The sequence below is a fragment of the Mycobacterium sp. URHD0025 genome (genome assembly GCF_000426065.1).
In the GTDB taxonomy this organism is placed as follows: domain Bacteria; phylum Actinomycetota; class Actinomycetes; order Mycobacteriales; family Mycobacteriaceae; genus Mycobacterium.
The window spans coordinates 479021-499563 of record NZ_AUEQ01000001.1; the positions used below are offsets into that span (position 1 = coordinate 479021).

Genomic DNA, 20543 nt, shown 5'->3' on the forward strand with positions numbered 1-20543 from the left:
AAACTAGACCCAGCGGGTCGCTTCGACCTCGGCGGGCAGCGGCGGATGCAACGGCACGTCGAGGCCGTCGTAGATGCCGGGTTTCTGGGTCGACAGCCAGTCGATCGCGCCGAGTAGACGGTTGGCTGCGGTGGTGTTGCCGCCGTCGGCGCGGGTCCCGCCCGGCACATCGGCACGCACCACCATGCTCAGCTGCGGATCACCGTCGATGATCACGCGATGGTCGCCGACGCCCTCATCGGGTTGTGGCCATTCCGGCGCGCAGGCCGGGTCGATGCGGGTGATGTGCTCGATGATGATCCGCTCGACACCCTTCGCCCATCCGATGACCTGAAGCCGGAATGCCCCCTGGGTGCCGGCCTCGAACCGGCCCATGACGTTGTCCACGGTCTCGGTGAGCGGCAGCCGCTCGACCGTCTCGGTGATGTCGTCGATCTCCAGGCCGAGCCCGCGGCCGATCAGCCGCACGTTGCCGCCCCACACCATGGTGGGGATGGACGGCCACAACATCATCGGTGTCTCGTCCATCGACCCGCCGAAACCACACCGCACCCGCACGGCCTCGGGCTGGTTGTAGGTGGAGTAGTCGAAGATCTCCTGGCACCGGATGGTGCGGATCCGGGTACACAGCCCGGCTGCGATCACCGCCAGCGCGTCATTGCCCCAGCCCGGATCCACGCCACTGACCAGAAGTGCAGAGTTGCCGGCCACCGCGGCTTCGGTCAGCCGGTCGACCCACTCGGTGGGAGCCGAGGCCGGGTCATAGAGCGAGTACAGCGACGGCGTTACCACCTGTTTGCCCGCTCGCAGGCACCGCTCGATCTCGACGATGGCCTCCTCGGGGCGGATGTCGCCGGAGGACATGTAGGCAACCGCATCGCACCGCGCCAGGGCCGCGTCGACGTCCGTGGTGGCGGTGACGCCGGTCGGAGCGTCGAGCTTGGCGAACGTCGCAGCGTCACGACCAGCCTTGTCCTCGGACGACGTGATGACTGCAGCCAGTTCGAGGCCCGGGAAAGCCGTGGCCGATCTGATGGCCGTCGCACCCATGTTCCCTGTACCCCACACCGCGATTCGAAGCATCCGCTGACTCTAGTGGCGATATTCGTGAGCATCGTCACAATGCGGCAAAACAGCTGGTCAAATCCATTTCGAGGGGGAGGTACAGAGGTCGATCAACCGCTGGGTTGGTTAGCTTCCAGAAATTGCTAAGAGTTTCTTTGCGTTGAAGTTACTGAACGGTATAGTTGGCCACAGTTACTGGTGGGTAACTTATCCGAAGTACCCAACCTCAGGTGGCATTCTCACAAGGAGGAAAAGTGAGCCACTACAAGAGCAATGTCCGTGACCAGGTGTTCAACCTGTTCGACGTCTTCGGTCTGGACAAGGCCCTCGGCGCAGGCGACTACGCCGACCTGGATGCCGATACGGCCCGCGAGATGCTCAGCGAAATGGCTCGCCTCGCAGAGGGCCCCATCGCCGATTCGTTCACCGACGGTGACCGCAATCCGCCGGTGTTCGATCCCAAGACCCACACCGTCACGCTGCCCGAGTCCTTCAAGAAGTCGGTGCGCGCTGCGATCGACGGTGGCTGGGACAAGGTCGGCCTGTACGAAGAGCTCGGTGGCGTGCCCGCCCCCAAGGCTCTGTTGTGGGCGCTCAACGAGCACATCCTCGGCGCCAACCCGGCCGTGTGGATGTACGCCGGCGGTGCCGCATTCGCGCAGATCTTCTACGACAACGCCACTGAAGAGCAGAAGAAGTGGGCCGTCCTGGCCTCCGAGCGCGGCTGGGGCGCCACCATGGTGCTCACCGAGCCCGACGCCGGTTCCGACGTGGGCGCCGGCCGGACCAAGGCCGTCAAGCAGGACGACGGCTCGTGGCACATCGACGGCGTGAAGCGGTTCATCACCTCCGCCGATTCCGATGACCTGTTCGAGAACATCTTCCACCTGGTGCTGGCCCGCCCCGAGGGCGCAGGCCCGGGCACCAAAGGCCTGTCACTGTTCTTCGTACCGAAATTCCTCTTCGACTTCGAGACCGGCGAGCTGGGCGAGCGCAACGGCGTGTACGTCACCAACGTCGAACACAAGATGGGCCTGAAGGTTTCGGCCACCTGTGAGCTGACCTTCGGTCAGCACGACAAGCCTGCCAAGGGCTGGCTGGTCGGCGAGGTGCACAACGGCATCGCGCAGATGTTCGACGTCATCGAGCAGGCTCGAATGATGGTGGGCACCAAGGCCATCGCGACCCTGTCGACCGGTTACCTGAACGCTCTCGAGTACGCCAAGGAGCGCGTGCAGGGTGCCGACCTGACCCAGATGATGGACAAGACCGCCCCGCGCGTGACCATCACCCATCACCCCGACGTGCGCCGCAGCCTGATGACGCAGAAGGCCTACGCCGAGGCACTGCGCGCGCTGTACATCTACACCGCGACGTTCCAAGACGTCGAGGTTGCCAAGGCCGTGCACGGCATCGAAGGCGAGCTGGCGCACAAGGTCAACGACCTGCTGCTCCCGATCGTCAAGGGTGTGGGCTCCGAGCGCGCCTACGAGAAGCTGACCGAGAGCCTGCAGACCCTGGGCGGTTCCGGCTTCCTGCAGGACTACCCGATCGAGCAGTACATCCGCGACGCCAAGATCGACTCGCTGTACGAGGGCACCACCGCCATCCAGGCGCAGGACTTCTTCTTCCGCAAGATCGTCCGCGACAAGGGCCAGGCGCTGGCGTTCGTGGCCGGCGAGATCGAGCAGTTCATCAAGAACGAGACGGGCAACGGCCGGTTGAAGACCGAGCGTGAGCTGCTGTCCACCGCGCTGGCCGATGTCCAGGGCATGGCCGCCACCCTCACCGGGTACCTGATGGCCGCCCAGGAGGATGCCGCCAGCATCTACAAGGTGGGTCTCGGTTCTGTCCGCTTCCTGATGTCGGTCGGCGACCTGCTGCTCGGCTGGCTGCTGGCCCGCCAGGCCGCTGTCGCGATCGAGAAGCTCGACGCCGGCGCCACCGGTGACGAGCGCACCTACCTCGAGGGCAAGATCGCCGCGGCCTCGTTCTTCGCCAAGAACATGCTGCCGCTGCTGACCAGCACCCGTCAGGTCATCGAGACCATCGACAACGAGGTGATGGAACTCGACGAGGCTGCCTTCTAAGGCAACTCGACATCGCTCGAACAAATGAGGCCCCTGGGATAACCCAGGGGCCTCATTTGTTGGACGGCGGTCAGAAGACCGTGTACACCTTTAGAACGGTGTCGTGGATGTCCCACGTGCCGGTCCAGCCTTTGGGGAAGACGGCGTTGTCGCCCGCCTTCACCTCGTAGGGTTCGCCGCCCTCTTCGGTGACGGTCATCCGGCCGGACAGCATGGTGATGGTCTCGTTGGTTTCGAACACCCAACGCGAGGGGCCTGGGGCGCACTGCCACAGACCGACCTCACGGATACCGTCGCCGGTCCACAGCTTCTTTCCGGCGGTCGCCATCTGCGCGCCGGTTGCCTCGGGCAGCGTGCCCCAGTCCTCCAGCTGGTAAGCGTTGGGATCGGTGACGATCACTGCGCTCTGGGTTTCAGTGCTTGACGTGGGCATTGTATTGCCTTTCTGGTGGGTTTATCTGCTACGGGCACAGTCGAAGTGGCAGTGAGTAGTAATGCCGGGAGGCGTCGGTGTTCTTGATGACCGGCGGCGCGGCGAGTTCGATGCGGGAGTACCGGGCGGCGATTCGCTCCCACACCGCCCGCACCTCGGCTTCGGCCAGTAGCCGACCCTGGCAGCTGTGGCTGCCGAAGCTGAACGTCAAGTTGCGTGACTGCTCCGGAGGTCGCCTGAAGTCGAACTCGTGGGGATTGTCGAAGACGTCCGGATCCCGGTTGGCCGCACCCATGACCAAGCGCAGAACGCTTCCGGCAGGAACGTGGACACCCCGGATGACCAAGTCCTCGGTGGTCGTTCGGGTGATGACGGGTTCGGGCGCGTCGAAGCGGACGAGTTCTGTCACGATGGCCTGGCGAGCCTCCGGCTCCGCCCGAAAAGCGTCGAAGATGTCCTGCCGTCGGGTGAACATGTGAAGACCCGATGAGATCAGGTAACTGGCGTCCATGTGGCCGACGAAGTACAAGAACAGTGTCGTGGCAAAGACTTCCGCCTCGGTCATCTCACCGCGATCCTGCAGGCCCAGCAGATAATCGATGAGCCCGTCGCCCGGATTCGCCCGGCTGTTTTCGATCAGGAAGGCCGTGCGGGCCCGCAGATATTCGTGCGCCCGTTCACAGGCTTCGAAGTCACTGGCATCGGGTACGGCGCTGAGCACGGGCATGGCGTTGCGCATCTCCCGCCGCACCGATTCGATCTCGTCCTCGGGAACCTGCAGCAGCCGGCACACCGTGATGTGGGTGGCCTCGACCGCAAGGTCGGAGCCGTCGACCAACCCATCCTCGCCGACACGATCGAGAATCTCGTCGGTGACCGCGGCTGTGATCTTGACCCAATCCTGGATCCGCTTGGGGGTCAACCATTTACTGGTCATTCGGCGTAGCCGGGTATGGCCGGGCTCGTCGTGCCCCAGAGCCATGTCCTTGAGGATCCTCCACGCCCCGGCTTTCTCCCACTCCGGAGCGATCACCACCGAGGGGAGTCGGCCGTAGTGCATGAGGTCTTCGAACTTGGTCAGGACGAAGGTACCGTCCTCATCCCTCGACACCGGGGCCTCAGCTTGTGCGCGGGCATAGAAGGGATAGGGGTCGACGCGAAGCTCCGGATCTTTCCACGGCAGGTAATCCCGGGTAGCCGGGCAGTCACTTGTTGACCGCGTCTGGGTCAGACTCATAGCAGATTCCTTTCCAAATATGCTGTGTCGGTGGTTGTTTCCGATGTCACATGCGGGTGGGCACGACAGCGTCGGACGTTTCGAACTCGCCGGTGTCAGCTCGGCCCAACCCGACGAAGACGTGCGGCTTGGCGGAACGGAAGTAGATGGCGAGCCCGCCACCAAGGACCAACGAAGCGGCCAACACTGTCAGAAGCCCGAGGTTCTGTCCCGGCGCGCCGCCCACGACGAGGTCGAAGTGCAGCACCGCGAGCACGATCGTGGGGGCAAGGGCGGCGATGGCCAGGCCCGGGGCGATGAAGCACTTGAACCAGTTGGCGCCCGGCGGAACTCCTCTTCTGCTGAACCACGCGATCACCGCGACACTGACGAGAGTCATCAGGACCAGGACACCCACGGTTCCGAGCCCGAACAGTTGAGCGTCCAATCCTTCGCCTGCGAGATTCGCCAAGCCGAGCGGCACGACGAGTATCGCGACCACGACCGCAACGGCGACGGATGCGCGGGCAGGCGAGCCGTGACGCGGATGCACTTGCGCGAAGACGGCGGGCAGAGCCCGGTCGACACCGAGGTTGTAGATGTAGCGTGCAGTCACGTTGTGCACCGAGATCGCCGCAGCCAACTCGGATGTGATGATGAACGCGAAGGTCAGCTGTGTGAATGCGGGGGCGGCGAAATGTCCTATCGCGCTGGGGAACATCATCTTGGGGTCGTCGGTGGCAGCTTGCACCGCGTCCGTTCCATAGGCGGTGGTCAGCAGGTAGCACGACACCGTGTAGAGCGTGCCGACGAAAAGCACCGCGCCGTAGGTCGCCCTGGGAATCGTCTTACCGGGGGTCCGTACCTCGTCGCGGAACAGTGCCGTGGCTTCGAAGCCGAGGAAGATCATGATGGCGAACAGCAGCGCGATGCCGAAGTCGCCGTGCGTCAGGCTTGCCGGATTGAGCGGCGTGGCCGAATATCCCTCGGGTCCCCCGCCGCGTAGCACGACCGCCACGTTGAACACCATCACGATCCCGATCTCGAAAACCATGGCGACACTGAGGATTTTGGCCGACACCTCAATGTGGAAGTAACACAAGATGCTGACGATGACCCAGGAGACGATCGCCCACAGCCACCACGGCGTCTCAGGGCCGTCAGTGCTGGCCACCAGTTCTTTGACCGTCAGGCCGATGAAGACGAAGCATCCACTCAGTATCAGCAGGTAGGACACCACCGCCATGAACGCGGCACCGAGTCCGGGGATCTTGCCGATCCCGGCGCTGATGAAGGCATAGAAGGAGCCCGGTTTGGGCAACCATTTCGTCATCGTCACATAGCCCACCGCGAACAGCAGCAGGCTGACCGTCGCGAAGGCGAACACGAGAGTCGCTCCCTCGCCACCGAACATGATGCTGAACGGGATGAAGCCGGCGACGGCAGCGATGGGAGCGGAGAAAGCCAGGACCGTGAGCATCAGGGAGCTCACACCCATGTTCCCGCTGAGGTTGGCTTGAGAAGTTCCGCCGCCGGCCGGCGCTACCGGCGGATCGGCCGCCAACTGGTTTTCCGTCATTCGCGTTGTCTTTCTTGTCAGGTGGAGGGAGGTGAGAGGTGGTACGGGTCAGGCCCGCGCGCCCGAGAAGAGTCCGGTGGCCCAGGGAACGGCGACGTCGGAGGCGTCGAGTCCGCTGTCGGCATCATGGCGTCCCGTCTCGCCGACCTGCACTGCGCCCAGATCGGTGAACGCCGAGATGAGGGCCGCGACGCCGAGGTTGTACGTGTCATAGGTGCTGTCGCCCAGGCCGAATGCGGCGAAACGGGTCGACGAGAGGTCGGGCTTGACGTCTCGGAGCGCGTCGAAGAACGGCTGCGCGGTTCGCGGGAGGTCACCTTCGCCATACGTCGAGGAGACGATGATGACCATCTTCTGCGTACCGAGATCGCCGACGTCGTAGTTCTCCATGTCGAAAACTTCGCTCGTGATTCCGTTGTCTTCCAGGGATTTGGCGATGTCGTCGGCCACCAACTCGGAGTTTCCCGATTCGGTACCGAAGAGAATCGTCACCTTGTCCATGCGTCAGCCTTCCTGTCGGAATTGTTGTTGTTCGAGGTCAATTGATGTTGGTCGCCGACGCGGTGGCGATCTCGATCATCTTGTCGAGATCGGCTACTTTGCGGCGACATCGGCCAGGATGTGCTGACTGGCGCTCGTAGGCTTCTATCCGCCGCCAACCGGAGAAGCTGACCATCCGGTCACCTACGGCCTCTTCCACTGCACGGAACCCTGGGTTTCCCAGTCGTATTCGCCCGGATTCGACGTCCTCGACTATCTCGTCGACGACCTGCTGGGCGTCTTTGCGATTCTCCGGAATGGTCCCGTTCGCGCCTCGCCTGAGCCAGCCCACGCGGTAGACGTGTGCACCCGACCAGGCCTCGGACGGGCAACATCGATCGTCGGATGGACCGCAGGTGAACCCGACTGCGGTGATCACCGTGTCGACGGCGAAGTGCACGGGCGCGCGGTCACCGTGCCGGCGCCGGCCGCGGACAAGCGTGTGGCCAGCGCCGCCTTCGACGCGTTCGGGCACGACGCCGAAGTGCATGCGCAGCCGCGTGCGTTGCGCGTCGCCTCTCGAAGAACTCAAGGGGCGCAACAACTCTGCCACCGATCCGGTATCGTGGTCGTGCAGTCCGGCTACCTCGACGTCGACATTGCTCAATGACACGACCTCTCGCAACATCGCCGTGTCACACTTGGCATCACCGGCGGCCGAGCGACTGATCACGTCCACGGTCATCGGAGTTTCCGGACGCAGTTGGCCGAGAAGCTCGTCGTCGACGTCCGATCCGACAAATCCGTCAGGGTCCTTGGACAGCAACCGCACCACGTCCATGGCTACGTTGCCCATGCCGACCACCGCCAGTCGCCGCCCCAGTGGCAGCGCGGCTCCGGCCGCATCCCGCGGCAAGGCGTTGGCGGGAAAACCATTGAGCGCCCGCAGGAGTGAGCCGGCGCCGAGCACGCGCGCCGACGGATCCTGCGGGATGCCCAACGCCCGGTCGACCGGGAGCCCGGTCGCCAGGACCACGACGTCGAAGCTGGCGGCCATCTGACAGAAGTCGATGTCGCGGCCCACCGTCACGTTTCCGGCGAACCGCACCCCGCCCTTGGTGAACATTCGGTCGAATTGGCGAGTGACCCCTTTCGCGCCCTGATGGTCGGCGGCGACGCCGTAGCGGATGAGCCCGTACGGGGCAGGCAAGGATTCGAAGATCGTGATCTCGGCATGAGGCCACCGCTTCGCCAGGAATTGACTGACGTAGCAACCGGAGGGCCCGCTGCCGACCACGGCAATCGCCGGGGCCAGCGGATTCGATGCTGATACTGGTTTGGCTGCCAGCGTGGAGTCGTACATTGGTTCACCTCGGGAATGTGGCCGAACGGTGGTCGAACCTGAATTTAGACTAGAGACGCGACTTGAGTCGTGTATTTAGAAGAATAGTTTCGCTGGCTTCTGGTGTCTATAGGTGCAAGCAGCATTTACACGGCGGTTACGTGCCGAAGAACCCGCGTTGAGCTTCCTGTCGACTGACCAAAAACCCGACTGAAATCGCGACACAGTTACACTCACATTGCCGGCGCCGGTGTAGGAGTGGCCGGAGTGACGAACTAGGGGGCACTGGTGACACAGACGGCGAGTCCGACGGTCAGCACCGCCTGGCATCACGAACTTGCCGGCGGATTGCGCAAACGACCGCTTCAGGAACGCTCCAGGGCGATGATCCAGCTCATCCTCGACACCGCGGCGGAGCTCGTCGAAGAGGTTGGCTACGAGGCCGTCGTCGGATCGCCCACCCTGCTGCTCGACAAATCGGGAATCAGCCGCGGTTCGTTCTACGCCTTCTTCGAAACACCGGAGCGTGTTCTCGATGAGCTCTCATACCAGCGCATCCAACAGTCAGCCGTCGCCTTCGAAAAGGCACTGCGCTCCCGGCCTGGCGACCGGTGGATCGAGATCGTCGACGTCGTCATCGACTTCTACACCACCGAACACCGGATACCGTTGATCCGCGAGCTGTGGGTCCGGCAGAACTTGACCCACCGGGTCAGACAACTGGATCACCTCGCGATCGACGGCTTCGCGACCCTGGTGCTGTCCGAATTCCGCAGGCACACACCACTGTTCGACGGGCTCACCGAGTTGCAGTGCCGTGTCGGCATGCATACGGCAGAACGCCTCTTCCAGCTGGCCTTCACCGACGATCCGGATGGCGATCCCGCCACGATCGCCGAGGCGAGAAGAATGCTCGCCGATTACTTCGCCGGCTACTCGGGCGAATGAGGCACATTCGGTCACTCGGCCGTAGCCTCCGCATGACGATCCTTGAGCGTGGCCAGTAACTTCTGGACGCTCCACATGCTGCGTTGAACGTGGGCGCTCATCGCACGCTCGGCTTCGTCGGGCCTTCTGGCCCTTACCGCCTCGAGAACCTCTTGATGCTCGGCGATGGTGGCTTCATGGAAGGTCCCACCCTCGGGTAGCAGGGCCAGCGCCGGATGGCAGCACTGGCGGGATTCCTCGATGCCGCGGACCAAGAACGGATTGGCGGTGATGTGAGCCAGCGTGAGGTGGAAGACGGCGTCACTTCTCATGAACGAGGCATCGTCGGACGCCTCCTGCAGCAACGCATGTGCGGCGTCCAGGTCGTTGAGTTCGGTCGCGGTGCGCCGCTCGCTGGCGAGCCGCGAGACGGCCGGCTCGACCAGGCACCGATACTCCATGGCCAGCCGTATCTCGTCGCGGTTCTGGATGGCCTCCATGATCACGTCATGAAAGCGCGACTCGTCCTCTCCGGCGCCGCGGACGAAGGCCCCGCCGTTGCGGCCGCGCCGACGCTCGATGAGACCTTCCGAGTGCAGTTGACGGAACGCCAGTTGAACGGGGGTCCGCCCGACCCCCAGCATCTCGGCGAATTCACGCTCCGATGGCAACGCCGACCCGGGCGGCAAGAGGCCGAGGCGGATCTCCCGGCGAACGAGGTCGGCCACGTACCGGTTGACGTCGACATGGGACGGCGGCAGCGAGACCGTCCCAGCTGCTATGCCGCTGATCAGCACGCTCATCCGTTCAGCCGAACCAGTGTCCTGCTCATCGGCCAATGCTACCCAGCCGATGCTGCTCGACACGCTCGGTGAGGTGCTCATTCCGACTCGGCCGGGTCGAGCATTCTCATGTGCGTCGCGTGCCGTGGCCGCAGATAGCCGACGTAATACAGCACGGACACCACCACGATGACCACCGCGGTGAACTGGTCTTTGCGAGTCTGTTCAACGAGGACCACGAGACACAGCGCGATTGCGGCCAGTGGCGCCGCCGGCCACAACGGCATGCGATAGGGACGGACGAGGGCCGGGAACCGGACCCGACTGACGATCGCCGACAGAGCGACGAGGATCATCTCCAGCGCGATGACCGTCCCGATCACCGTCGCCATGGCCTCGACGTCCATAGTGAGGATCAGGATTACACCGGCGACACCGATGACAACCGTTGCCACCCAGGGTGTCTCGAATCTCGGGTGCACCTGTGCGAACGCCCGGCTGATCGGCGCGGGCCACATCATGTCGCGCCCGGAGCTGTAGATGACCCGCGCGAAGTAGGGGGTCAGCGCCATGACGCCGTTCACTACTGCCAGAGCGATCCCGAGGCTGACCACCGTGTTGAACAGCTCCCCTCCGGTATCGGTGAGAAACTGCTGCCACGGTGTGGGCGACGTGGTGAATTCTTCGAGCGATCGGGCGCCCAGAAGCCCGCCGAGTACCGGAATGACACCGAACGACACGGCGACGGCCAGTGAGATGAACACCGAGCGGGCGATGTTGCGTCCGCCGCCGGACGTTTCCTCGGAGAACAGCAGGGCGCCTTGAAAACCGTTGTATGTGAAGGCAGCGACGGCGACCGCCGCCATCAACGCACCCACAGCCAGGGCCTGCGGGCCCCCGGGTCCGAACACCGTAGGCTTGAGCACCTCGGCCAGTGAATGTTGTGTCTTGACGAAGCCGAGCGCCGTCACGAACATGACAACCAGCAACTCGACCCCGAGCAGTAGCCCCACCAGCCGGGCGCTCAACCGCACACCGAGAATGGCGATCACGCTGCCGGCAGCGATCACCGCTGCGCCGACCCACCGCGCATCGAGTGGCACGACCACGTTGAGATAGGTGGCGATCGTCAGGGCGACCACGGCCGGGATCAGGAACGCACATACCGGTCCGGTGAACACCAGGGATACGAAACCAGCCGCCTTGCCGAGGGTCCGTGAGACAACCGAATAGTCACCTCCGGCAATGGGATACGCACTGCCCAGTTCTGCGTAACAGGCAGCGATGGACAGTCCGAGCAGACCCGCGATGACCAGTGCCCACACCGCTCCGGTGCCCGCCATGTTGAGCAGGATCGGGGCGATGGCGAATACTCCCACTGCCGGGGTGATCGCGGCGACACACAACGCCACATTGCCCCAGAGCCCCAGGCTGCGGCTGAGTTGCTGCTGGTAGCGCTCCACCTTCGACACATCGGTCGACTCGGTCGATTCAGGCATAGCGCTGCCGTTCCCATTCGCTGACCGCGTTCTGCCAGGCGTGCAATTCCCATTCCCGCGTCTGCAGGTAGTGGGAGCAGAACTCGGTTCCCAGCACGTCATCCAAACCTCTGTGCCGCCGCCGGAATTCGTTGATCGCGCCTTCGAGACTCGTGGGCAGGGCGCCGTCGTGTCGGTCCACATGCCCACGGTCGGGCACTACCTCGTCCGTCAAGCCGAGATGCACTGACGCCGCGATCGCGGCCAAGGTCAGGTACGGGTTACAGTCCGCGCCGGGCCGCCGCAGTTCGAACCGGCTTGCCGACTCGCTCTTCAGCAGCGCACGGAGCGCGAATGAGCGGTCGTCGGGCCCGCAGGCGGCACTGACCGGCGCGAAGTAACCGGGCACCAACCGCTTGTAGGAGTTGATGGTGGGGTTGTAGATCAAGCTGAGGGCCGGCAGATGGGTGAGCATTCCCCAGGCTGCGCGCCGGTAGAACTCATGATTCGGATCGCCGGCAGCCCCGTACAGCCTATTGCCGCCGGACTCGTCCCACATCGAGAAGTGCACATGGGCACTCGAACCCTCCTCGTGGGCAACGGGTTTGGCCATGAAGTTGGCCGACAGGCCGTGCCGGCGACCGGCCTCGGTCGCGACCAGCCGCAGCAGGGCCGCGGTGTCAGCGGCCGCCAAACCGTCCTGCGGGTCGACGTTGACCTCGATGAGACCCGGTGCTCCCTCGCTGTGGACCACGGATAGGCCGAGCCGCAGCTCATCGGCATAACGCCGGAGAGTGCCGATGAAGTCGGTGACATGGGACAGGGTCAGTGGACTGTAGCTCAAGCCGGCAGTCGCGGGCTCCCATGTGCCCGCGCGGAACAGCCGAAACTCGAACTCGAAGGCAGCTTTGAGCTGAAGTCCGTCATCGGCGAGCGCGTCCAGCGCCTTGCGCAGCACCTGGCGCGGGCTGACCGGGCATGGCGCTCCGCTGGCTTCGTAGAGGTCGCCTAGCAGCAGATACGCGGCGGGAAACCATGGCATCGGCCGCAGCGTCGCGAGATCGGGGCGCAGCAGCAGATCTTTCGCGCCGCCTTTGAGCCCCATGGTGGACAACGTGGTGATCGGCTCGTCCACGGGGTCGACGGCCAGCAGCAGATCGGTGGTCGGGATACCTTCGCTCAACGCGCGGTCGGACCCGATTACCTTGGGATCCACGAGTTTTCCGCGGAGATTCCCGTGAATGTCCGGGAACAATGGTACGACTGAATGCGCGTCAACGGGGATGCCATTGAGTACATCGGTCTTTTCGGTGTCGACATACATGGTGGACAAGTGATCTTCCTCTAGGTCGAAGGAGTCAGGGCCGCGCGAGCAGACGACGCGGGTTCTCGATCATCATTTGGGTGATCGTGTCGCCATCGACCCCGTGTTCGTCACGCAACAGCGGCAATATGCGGCGATGGAGGTGGTCGTAGCCAAATCCGCCGTAGCTCTTGAGGTTCGCCTTCGTCCACACGTCGCATGCCAGCACCATCTGCTCGGCGTGGCCGTCGTGCAGCAGGGGTAGAAGATGGTCGATCCGTTCGAGGTCGGTGGGGTCTTTGAACAGTCCGCTGAAGTAGAAATCCGAGCCGAAGGTGTCGAATGCCATCGCCACACCGGTCTGTGCGACATCGGAGTGATACCCCTTGTCGAGGTGCTCATCGAGATGCCCCATGATCACTCGATCCGTTGACATACCCTGCGCCAATAGAACTCCCAGTACGTTCAGGGCTTCCGCGCCCCGTGGTTCCAGGTGGATGCTGACCGATGCCTGTGTCTCGACCGCGGCTGTTCCGGCCGCGGCGAGCACCTTCTTCTCCCGTTCGGTGACCGGCGAACTCGTGCCGATCTCACCGATGAGGGCCGGCTTGATGCCGGTGCCCTCGACGCCCTCGCGCAGTTCTCCGATCAACATTTCCGCGAGTTGGTCCACGCTCCACCGTTCGACGTACTCAGGGTGAGAGTCGTGGATGTAAAAGCCGCATCCGCTCATCACGTGTACGCCAGCTCGTCTGGAGATCGTCGCGAGATCATCGACCCGACGACCGAGGCCGATGTTGGTGAGATCGACCAGGCCGGCATTCGGCACGGTGGAGAGATGATCGAGCTCCCGCACAGCGAGATCGACGTCGTCGATCAGCAGGTTGTCCTCGAGGCTGACGAGGTTCCAGTGCACGAATCCCAAGTTCTCCAGGGTGACCGCGGCTGGGACCGGCGCGGGTTCGCGGGCTGGTTCGAACCAGACACGGCCGTCGATCAGCAGGTGCTCGTGCATGCTGGTCTCGCCCAGCTCAGATGGCTGTATCGGGCCGAGGACTGTGTGGATCGGCATCGCAACATCCTTAAATGGAGTTCAGTGAGCGCCTTTTTATCAGATGATTGACGGCTTGGCAATGCCTGGACGAGCCGCTGGGCAACGGCGGATACGCGAAACATTCTTGTAACGACAGTAATTGGCGATACGCCGACACACGCCTTGACGAGGGGTGCGATCCGGAGTAGAAAATGGATCGTGTCGCAATCCAATCAACTCACGGTAAGCCCTACCCCGGTAGTCGTGGGTACCGCGCGCGTGAAGCGCGGGATGGCTGAGATGCTCAAGGGCGGCGTGATCATGGACGTCGTCACCCCCGAACAGGCCAAGATTGCCGAAGGTGCGGGTGCGGTGGCGGTGATGGCCCTGGAGCGGGTTCCCGCCGACATCCGGGCCCAGGGCGGGGTGTCGCGCATGTCGGATCCCGACATGATCGAGGGCATCATCTCGGCGGTGACCATCCCGGTGATGGCCAAGGCGCGGATCGGGCATTTCGTCGAGGCGCAGATCCTGCAGTCGTTGGGTGTGGATTACATCGACGAGTCCGAGGTGCTGACCCCGGCCGATTACGCCAACCACATCGACAAGTGGAAGTTCACGGTGCCGTTCGTGTGCGGTGCGACCAACCTGGGTGAGGCGTTGCGTCGTCTTACCGAGGGCGCGGCGATGATTCGCTCCAAGGGTGAGGCCGGTACCGGCGATGTTTCCAACGCCACCACCCATATGCGCAAGATCGGTGGTGAGATTCGTCGGCTGACCTCGATGTCCGAGGACGAGTTGTACGTGGCGGCCAAGGAACTGCAGGCGCCCTATGACCTGGTGGTCGAGGTGGCGCGGGCCGGCAAGCTGCCGGTGACGATGTTCACCGCGGGTGGGATCGCCACCCCGGCCGATGCGGCGATGATGATGCAGCTCGGTGCTGAGGGTGTGTTCGTCGGTTCGGGGATCTTCAAGTCGGGCAACCCGGCGCAGCGGGCCGCGGCGATCGTGAAGGCCACCACGTTCTACGACGATCCCGATGTGCTGGCCAAGGTGTCGCGCGGGCTCGGCGAAGCCATGGTCGGCATCAACGTCGAAGACGTTCCCGTCTCACACCGGCTCGCGCAACGCGGCTGGTAGTGCGACTCAAACACCAAGAAAGGCAACATATTATGACGTCACTGCAGAACCGTCACGCGTTGGAAGCGCAAGCTCTGGACCACCTCTGGCTGCACAGCAACGACCTGGAATGGAACGAACTGATTCAGGGCGGTCTACGGGTCTTCGTCGAGGGTCGCGGCGCGACGTTGATCGACGTGAACGGCAAGGAGTACATCGACGGTCTGGCCGGTCTGTTCGTCGTCGCAGCAGGCCACGGCCGCACCGAAATCGGCGAAGCCATGGCCGAACAGGCCGGCAAGATCGCCTACACCGCCGCGTCCAACGCTGCCAACCCGGCCGCGATCGAACTGGCCGCCAAGATCGCCTCCCTCACCCCTGGTGACCTCGACCGGGTCTTCCTGTGCTCGGGCGGATCCGAAGCCGTGGAGAGCGCGATGAAGATCGCCAAGCAGGTCCAGGTAATGCGCGGATTCGGCAAGCGCTACAAGATCATTGCGCGCCGCGGCTCCTACCACGGCACCACCTTCGGCGCCGCCAGCCTGACCGGCAGCGCAAGCGAAAAGTACTTCGGACCGTTCATGGCCGGGGTGAGCAAGGTGCCGAACCCCAACCACTACCGCAATGACTTCGGCCTTGAGGGAGAAGCCGGTGACATCATGTGCGCCCGCTACGTCGAGCAGGAGATCCTGAACCAGGGCCCCGAGCACGTCGCCGCGGTGATCGGCGAACCGATCTCTGTGGCCAACGGCACGCATCTGCCCAGCCCGGTGTACTGGCAGATGCTGCGTCAAATCTGTGACAAATACGGCGTTCTGCTCATCATGGACGAGGTCATCACAGGCTGGGGACGCACCGGCAAGCTGTTCGCTGCCGAACATTACGGCGTCGTCCCCGACATCATGACCATGGCAAAAGGCCTATCGAGTGGTTACGCACCTGTGGCTGCCGTCGCGGTTCGATCGTCGATCTTCGACGATTTCCGTCCCGACGGCCATGCGCTGGGCCACCTCATCACGTTCGGCGGCCACGCCGTGGCGGCTGCCGCCGCGTTGAAGAACATCGAGATCCTGGAACGCGAGAACCTGGTCGAACGCTCCGCGGAGATGGGCACCTATCTGTTCGAGTTGGCCCAGCAGCTGCGCAGCCACCCCACCGTCGGCGATGTCCGCGGCGGCAAAGGGCTGTTGTGTGCAATCGATTTCGTCAAGAGCAAGGAGACCCGTGAGGCCTGGGGAACATCGCATCCGTTCATCAAGCAACTCGCACTGCGCACGCAGGAAGAGGGCCTGGTCACCCGGGTGTGGGACGTTCTACACCTCGCGCCGCCGTTCGTGCTGACCCGCGATGAAGCCGAGCGTGCCATCGAGATCGTCGACCGCTGCCTCACCGAGGCAGAGGCGAAGTTCGCCGCCGAGATCGGCTGAGTTGTCGTGCCTGCACCCGTCATTGGGGTCTGCGCCGCGTTCGAAACGGCCAGCTGGGGCTTCTGGAATCAGCAGGCTGCCATCGTGCCAGCTACCTATCTCGCCAAAATCCATGCCGCAGGCGGAGTTCCGCTGGGTTTGATACCCGACACCTACGCGGTCCAAAATCCTGGCCTGCTCGTCGACCGCATCGACGGGTTGCTGTTGATCGGCGGGGTCGACGTCGAGCCGTCATCGTATGGCGCCGCCGACAACGGCCGTACCGAAGCTACGGAGCCGCTGCGCGATGAATTCGAACTCGTCGTGACGCGGGCAGCGATGCGGCGGGACATCCCCGTGCTCGGCGTGTGTCGAGGCATGCAGGTACTCAACGTCGCGGCCGGAGGCACGCTACATCAGCACCTGCTCGACGTCGGTTACGCCGAACACCGCCCGAGCCCCGGACGGCTCGATGACGCAACGTTCCACGAGGTCGAGGTGGATTGCGATACCCACGCCGCCATGTTGTGCGGCAGCGGAATTCAGACCGTGAACTCGCACCACCACCAAGGTGTGGATCAGCTGGGCCACGGCGCTGTGGTCACCGCCCGATCGCTCCCCGACCAACTTCCCGAAGCAATCGAATGGCCCGACCACCGGTACGCGCTCGGTGTGCAGTGGCACCCGGAAGCAGCCGAACTGCAACACGCCCTTACCGATTTCATCGCCAGCGCAGCACACGCTCTTGGAGGAAACCACTGATATGGCTGTCATCAACATCATCGAACCTGCGACCGAACAGGTCCTCGAATCGCTCGAACAGATCACGGCCGCGGAACTGGATGACGTGATCGCCCGCGCATCCGTCGCGCAGCGGCAATGGGCTGCGCAGTCTCCACAGTTCCGCGGCGAGGTGCTGCTGTCCGTCGCCTCGGCGATCGATCGCAACCGCGAAACCCTGGCCCAACTTGAGTCACGCAACGTCGGAATGCCCATCAGCGATGCGCGAGGCGCCGTCTCAGGCGTCGCGGCGACGTTCCGCTATTACGCAGCTGCACCGGAACGCCTTCTCGGACAGACCATTCCGGTAGCGGACGGAGTCGACATGACCTTCCGCGAGCCCATCGGCGTAGTAGGTCTGATCACGCCGTGGAACTACCCCCTGTCGATCGCCGCCTGGAAAGTCGCTCCGGCCCTGGCCGCGGGAAACGCAGTGGTACTCAAGCCCGCCGAGCTCACGCCACTGACCTCGCTGAAACTCGGCGAACTCGCCGTTCGGGCCGGGCTGCCCCCAGACCTGTTGAACGTCATCGTCGGCCCCGGCCGGACGATCGGAAGCCAGTTGGTCGAGCATCCCAGTGTCGGCAAGGTGGCCTTCACCGGTTCGACCAGTGTCGGTAAGGACATCGCCCGTCGGGCCGCCGAGGGCATCAAGCGCGTGACCCTGGAGCTTGGCGGTAAGTCGGCAGCCCTGGTCTTCGCCGACGCCGACCTCGACGCGGCCGCCGAGGGCTTGACCGGCGCTGTTTTCGGCAATTCAGGGCAGGACTGCTGCGCGCGGTCTCGCGTGTTCGTCGAACGCTCAGCTCTGGAACCATTTCTCGAAAAACTCGAGAAAGTCGTCGCCAACATCGTCGTCGGTGATCCGCTTGCCGAGAACACGCAGATGGGCCCACTGATCTCCGCCGCACATGCCGAGACAGTCCAAAGCTACGTCGACGATGCACCGGTGCTGTTTCGCGGTTCCGCCCCCACCGGGCGCGGCTACTGGTTTGCCCCCACGGTGCTGCACCCCATCGAGGATGATCACCGTTCGGTCCGTGAGGAGATCTTCGGGCCCGTTGTATCGATTCTGGCGTTCGACAGCGAGGACGAGGCGGTTGCCCGGGCCAACGACACCGTCTACGGTTTGGCCGGCTCGATCTGGACGTCGAACGCCGCCCGTTCCATGCGTGTCGCGCGAGGCGTCGCAGCGGGCGCACTGGCGGTGAATTCCTATACCTCCGTGCGGATCACCACGCCGTTCGGCGGTTTCAAGCAATCAGGGCTGGGCCGTGAACTCGGACCCGATGCGCTTGACGCCTACACCGAAGTGAAGAACGTCTTCTTCAGCACCACAGCCACCTAGCCGCTTGACACTGGGCCAATGGCACGCCAGATCGACGAATTCGATTGGGATATTGTCCGTTACGTCGTCAGTTGGGCGCCGTACGGCGGGCCGGACGAAGAAGACATCCTGCCGAGATTCGGTATGGACGCACAACGCCTCAATGCCCGGTTCGTCGAACTGATCACCGAACTCTCGCTGCGTGACGGCGCGTCGCTGAACCATCGCCAACGCCGCCTACTTGCCCGCGCTCGCGAGCTCGTTCCGCCGACAAGCAGTAAACCGCGGGCGCGCGACGTGGGCCTTTCGTCTGACGGCGGGCAATGGATCATGCGTCACGGCTTCTGGTGTTGGAAACCGCAAGCGCAACAACGTCATCCCGAGGCCAATTCCAAGCCGAAAGAAGGTATCCACATTGAGTAGCCAGACTGTGCGTGGTGTGATTTCCCGGAGTAAGAAGCAGCCCGTCGAGTTGGTCGACATTGTCATCCCGGATCCGGGTCCCGGTGAGGTGGTGGTCGACATCATCGCCTGCGGGGTGTGCCACACCGACCTGACCTACCGCGAAGGCGGCATCAACGACGAATATCCGTTCCTGCTGGGACATGAGGCCGCAGGCACCGTGGAATCGGTCGGCGAGGGCGTGACCAACGTCGAACCGGGCGACTTCGTCATCTTGAACTGGCGCGCGGTGTGCGGACAGTGCCGCGCCTGCAAGCGCGGCCGCCCGCATTTGTGTTTCGACACCCATAACGCGGCCCAGAAGATGACGCTGACCGACGGCACCGAGTTGACCCCCGCGTTGGGCATCGGGGCGTTCGCCGACAAGACCCTGGTGCATGAAGGCCAGTGCACCAAGGTCGATTCGGCGGCTGACCCGGCGGTGGCCGGGCTGCTGGGCTGCGGGGTGATGGCCGGCATCGGCGCGGCGATCAACACCGGTGCGGTGACCCGCGACGACACGGTGGCGGTGATCGGCTGCGGCGGTGTGGGTGATGCCGCGATCGCCGGTGCCGCGCTGGTGGGCGCCAAGAAGATCATTGCCGTGGATCTGGATGACCGAAAATTGCAGTGGGCACGGCAGTTCGGTGCCACCCACACCATCAACGCGGCCCATGCGGATGTGGTGAGGTCGATTCAAGCTCTCACCGAGGGCAACGGCGCGGATGTGGTGATCGATTCTGTCGGTCGGCCGGCGACCTACGAGCAGGCGTTCTACGCGCGCGATCTGGCCGGCACCGTGGTGCTCGTCGGTGTGCCCACCCCGGACATGACCCTGGAGATGCCGCTGGTCGACTTCTTCTCCCGCGGTGGGTCGTTGAAGTCCTCGTGGTACGGCGACTGCCTGCCCGAACGCGACTTCCCCACCCTGATCTCGCTGTACCTGCAGGGCCGGCTACCGCTGGAGAAGTTCGTCTCCGAGCGCATCGAGCTGGACGCGATCGAAGACGCGTTCCACAAGATGCACGCCGGTGAGGTGCTGCGCTCGGTGGTGGTGTTGGACCGATGAGCGCTTGCGCGAAGAGGAGATCAGCACCGATGAGCGGACAGCGCGGCATCACCCGTGTAGTTACCAGCGGCAAGTTCGAACTCGACGGCGGCAGTTGGGATGTCGACAACAACATCTGGATCGTCGGTGACAACAACGATGTCGTGGTGTTCGACGCCGCCCACACCGCTGCCCCGATCATCGAGGCGGTCGGCGGGCGCAACGTCATCGCGGTGGTCTGCACCCACGGCCACAACGACCACATCACCGTCGCCCCCGAACTCAGCAAGGCACTGGACGCGCCGATACTGCTGCACCCGGCCGACGAGATGCTGTGGCGAGCCGTCCACCCCGACAACGACTTCCGCACCGTCGAGGACGACCACGTGTTGCGCGTCGGCGGCATCGAACTGCACGCGCTGCACACCCCAGGGCACTCCCCCGGATCGGTCTGCTGGTCCATCCCGGAGCTCAATGCGGTGATCTCGGGAGACACCCTGTTCCAAGGTGGGCCCGGAGCCACCGGACGGTCGTTCTCCGACTTCCCCACGATCCTGGAGTCGATCTCCAAACGGCTCGGCATGCTGCCCGGCGAGACCGTGGTCTACACCGGGCACGGCGACACCACCACCATCGGCGACGAGATTGTGCATTACGACGAGTGGGTCGCGCGCGGTCACTGACGATGAGCCGC

19 protein-coding genes are annotated in these 20543 nt (G+C 63.9%); 9 read left to right on the plus strand and 10 right to left on the minus strand.

Annotation, left to right across the window (positions count from 1 at the left end; genetic code table 11):
- Positions 1–3: 3 nt before the first annotated feature.
- Positions 4–1083 (minus strand): NAD(P)H-dependent amine dehydrogenase family protein, encoded by a 1080-nt coding sequence (locus tag H977_RS0102295; protein WP_036474794.1) that lies wholly within the window; start codon positions 1081–1083, stop codon positions 4–6.
- A 236-nt stretch (positions 1084–1319) separates the two neighbouring features.
- Here H977_RS0102295 and H977_RS0102300 point away from each other — a divergent pair, with 236 nt between their 5' ends.
- On the plus strand, positions 1320–3155 hold the full coding sequence (locus tag H977_RS0102300; RefSeq protein WP_029106335.1) for an acyl-CoA dehydrogenase: 1836 nt from the start codon (positions 1320–1322) through the stop codon (positions 3153–3155).
- Between the two features lie 70 nt (positions 3156–3225).
- Here the strand turns inward: H977_RS0102300 and H977_RS0102305 are convergent, their stop codons facing one another.
- From H977_RS0102305 to H977_RS32355, 5 genes are read right to left on the minus strand one after another with little or no spacing between them, the layout of a single operon-like run.
- A complete protein-coding gene (locus H977_RS0102305) occupies positions 3226–3588 on the minus strand; it encodes a cupin domain-containing protein (RefSeq protein WP_036474795.1) in 363 nt (120 codons plus the stop codon).
- A 28-nt stretch (positions 3589–3616) separates the two neighbouring features.
- On the minus strand, positions 3617–4825 hold the full coding sequence (locus H977_RS0102310) for a cytochrome P450 (protein ID WP_029106337.1): 1209 nt from the start codon (positions 4823–4825) through the stop codon (positions 3617–3619).
- A 46-nt stretch (positions 4826–4871) separates the two neighbouring features.
- A complete protein-coding gene (locus tag H977_RS0102315; RefSeq protein WP_029106338.1) occupies positions 4872–6383 on the minus strand; it encodes an APC family permease in 1512 nt (503 codons plus the stop codon).
- Between the two features lie 48 nt (positions 6384–6431).
- Positions 6432–6884, minus strand: coding sequence for a flavodoxin domain-containing protein (locus H977_RS0102320; RefSeq protein WP_036474798.1), 453 nt, complete (start codon positions 6882–6884; stop codon positions 6432–6434).
- A 37-nt stretch (positions 6885–6921) separates the two neighbouring features.
- A complete protein-coding gene (locus H977_RS32355; RefSeq protein ID WP_051288560.1) occupies positions 6922–8226 on the minus strand; it encodes an NAD(P)-binding protein in 1305 nt (434 codons plus the stop codon).
- Between the two features lie 267 nt (positions 8227–8493).
- Between H977_RS32355 and H977_RS0102330 the strand changes: the two genes are divergently transcribed.
- Positions 8494–9153 (plus strand): TetR/AcrR family transcriptional regulator, encoded by a 660-nt coding sequence (locus H977_RS0102330; RefSeq protein WP_036474799.1) that lies wholly within the window; start codon positions 8494–8496, stop codon positions 9151–9153.
- 11 nt (positions 9154–9164) lie between these two features.
- Here the strand turns inward: H977_RS0102330 and H977_RS34325 are convergent, their stop codons facing one another.
- From H977_RS34325 to H977_RS0102350, 4 genes are all read right to left on the minus strand, one after another.
- Positions 9165–10016: a FadR/GntR family transcriptional regulator gene (locus H977_RS34325; protein WP_051288562.1), complete on the minus strand. Its 852-nt coding sequence runs from the start codon at positions 10014–10016 to the stop codon at positions 9165–9167.
- Complete coding sequence (locus H977_RS0102340) at positions 10013–11413, minus strand: APC family permease (RefSeq protein WP_231395846.1); 1401 nt, start codon at positions 11411–11413, stop codon at positions 10013–10015. The genes H977_RS34325 and H977_RS0102340 overlap by 4 nt, the downstream gene beginning before the upstream one ends.
- Positions 11406–12608: a glutamine synthetase family protein gene (locus H977_RS0102345; protein ID WP_231395847.1), complete on the minus strand. Its 1203-nt coding sequence runs from the start codon at positions 12606–12608 to the stop codon at positions 11406–11408. The genes H977_RS0102340 and H977_RS0102345 overlap by 8 nt, the downstream gene beginning before the upstream one ends.
- A 142-nt stretch (positions 12609–12750) precedes the next feature.
- Positions 12751–13767, minus strand: coding sequence for a phosphotriesterase family protein (locus H977_RS0102350; protein ID WP_029106343.1), 1017 nt, complete (start codon positions 13765–13767; stop codon positions 12751–12753).
- Between the two features lie 225 nt (positions 13768–13992).
- On the opposite strand from H977_RS0102350, the gene pdxS reads away from it, so the two are divergent.
- From pdxS to H977_RS0102385, 7 genes are read left to right on the plus strand one after another with little or no spacing between them, the layout of a single operon-like run.
- Complete coding sequence (gene pdxS / locus H977_RS0102355) at positions 13993–14868, plus strand: pyridoxal 5'-phosphate synthase lyase subunit PdxS (protein ID WP_029106344.1); 876 nt, start codon at positions 13993–13995, stop codon at positions 14866–14868.
- 32 nt (positions 14869–14900) lie between these two features.
- Positions 14901–16274 (plus strand): aminotransferase family protein, encoded by a 1374-nt coding sequence (locus H977_RS0102360; protein ID WP_036474801.1) that lies wholly within the window; start codon positions 14901–14903, stop codon positions 16272–16274.
- Between the two features lie 6 nt (positions 16275–16280).
- Entirely contained in the window at positions 16281–17015 is a 735-nt protein-coding gene (locus H977_RS0102365; protein WP_029106346.1) for a gamma-glutamyl-gamma-aminobutyrate hydrolase family protein, read from the plus strand.
- Position 17016: 1 nt separating this feature from the next.
- Complete coding sequence (locus H977_RS0102370; RefSeq protein WP_029106347.1) at positions 17017–18381, plus strand: aldehyde dehydrogenase family protein; 1365 nt, start codon at positions 17017–17019, stop codon at positions 18379–18381.
- An 18-nt stretch (positions 18382–18399) separates the two neighbouring features.
- Complete coding sequence (locus tag H977_RS34330) at positions 18400–18783, plus strand: hypothetical protein (protein WP_051288564.1); 384 nt, start codon at positions 18400–18402, stop codon at positions 18781–18783.
- Positions 18776–19870 (plus strand): S-(hydroxymethyl)mycothiol dehydrogenase, encoded by a 1095-nt coding sequence (locus H977_RS0102380; protein WP_036474803.1) that lies wholly within the window; start codon positions 18776–18778, stop codon positions 19868–19870. The genes H977_RS34330 and H977_RS0102380 overlap by 8 nt, the downstream gene beginning before the upstream one ends.
- 29 nt (positions 19871–19899) lie before the next feature.
- Positions 19900–20532, plus strand: coding sequence for an MBL fold metallo-hydrolase (locus H977_RS0102385; RefSeq protein WP_029106349.1), 633 nt, complete (start codon positions 19900–19902; stop codon positions 20530–20532).
- The last annotated feature ends 11 nt before the right edge of the window (positions 20533–20543 follow it).

Bases quoted from the DNA above. Each gene is read 5' to 3' on its own strand.
- H977_RS0102295 (WP_036474794.1), bottom strand. From the start codon at position 1,083: ATGCTTCGAATCGCGGTGTGGGGTACAGGGAACATGGGTGCGACGGCC.
- H977_RS0102320 (WP_036474798.1), bottom strand. From the start codon at position 6,884: ATGGACAAGGTGACGATTCTCTTCGGTACCGAATCGGGAAACTCCGAG.
- H977_RS0102385 (WP_029106349.1), top strand. From the start codon at position 19,900: ATGAGCGGACAGCGCGGCATCACCCGTGTAGTTACCAGCGGCAAGTTC.
- H977_RS0102305 (WP_036474795.1), bottom strand. From the start codon at position 3,588: ATGCCCACGTCAAGCACTGAAACCCAGAGCGCAGTGATCGTCACCGAT.
- H977_RS0102340 (WP_231395846.1), bottom strand. From the start codon at position 11,413: ATGCCTGAATCGACCGAGTCGACCGATGTGTCGAAGGTGGAGCGCTAC.
- H977_RS0102350 (WP_029106343.1), bottom strand. From the start codon at position 13,767: ATGCCGATCCACACAGTCCTCGGCCCGATACAGCCATCTGAGCTGGGC.
- H977_RS0102360 (WP_036474801.1), top strand. From the start codon at position 14,901: ATGACGTCACTGCAGAACCGTCACGCGTTGGAAGCGCAAGCTCTGGAC.
- H977_RS34325 (WP_051288562.1), bottom strand. From the start codon at position 10,016: ATGAGCACCTCACCGAGCGTGTCGAGCAGCATCGGCTGGGTAGCATTG.
- H977_RS0102370 (WP_029106347.1), top strand. From the start codon at position 17,017: ATGGCTGTCATCAACATCATCGAACCTGCGACCGAACAGGTCCTCGAA.
- H977_RS0102315 (WP_029106338.1), bottom strand. From the start codon at position 6,383: ATGACGGAAAACCAGTTGGCGGCCGATCCGCCGGTAGCGCCGGCCGGC.
- H977_RS32355 (WP_051288560.1), bottom strand. From the start codon at position 8,226: ATGTACGACTCCACGCTGGCAGCCAAACCAGTATCAGCATCGAATCCG.
- H977_RS34330 (WP_051288564.1), top strand. From the start codon at position 18,400: ATGGCACGCCAGATCGACGAATTCGATTGGGATATTGTCCGTTACGTC.
- H977_RS0102310 (WP_029106337.1), bottom strand. From the start codon at position 4,825: ATGAGTCTGACCCAGACGCGGTCAACAAGTGACTGCCCGGCTACCCGG.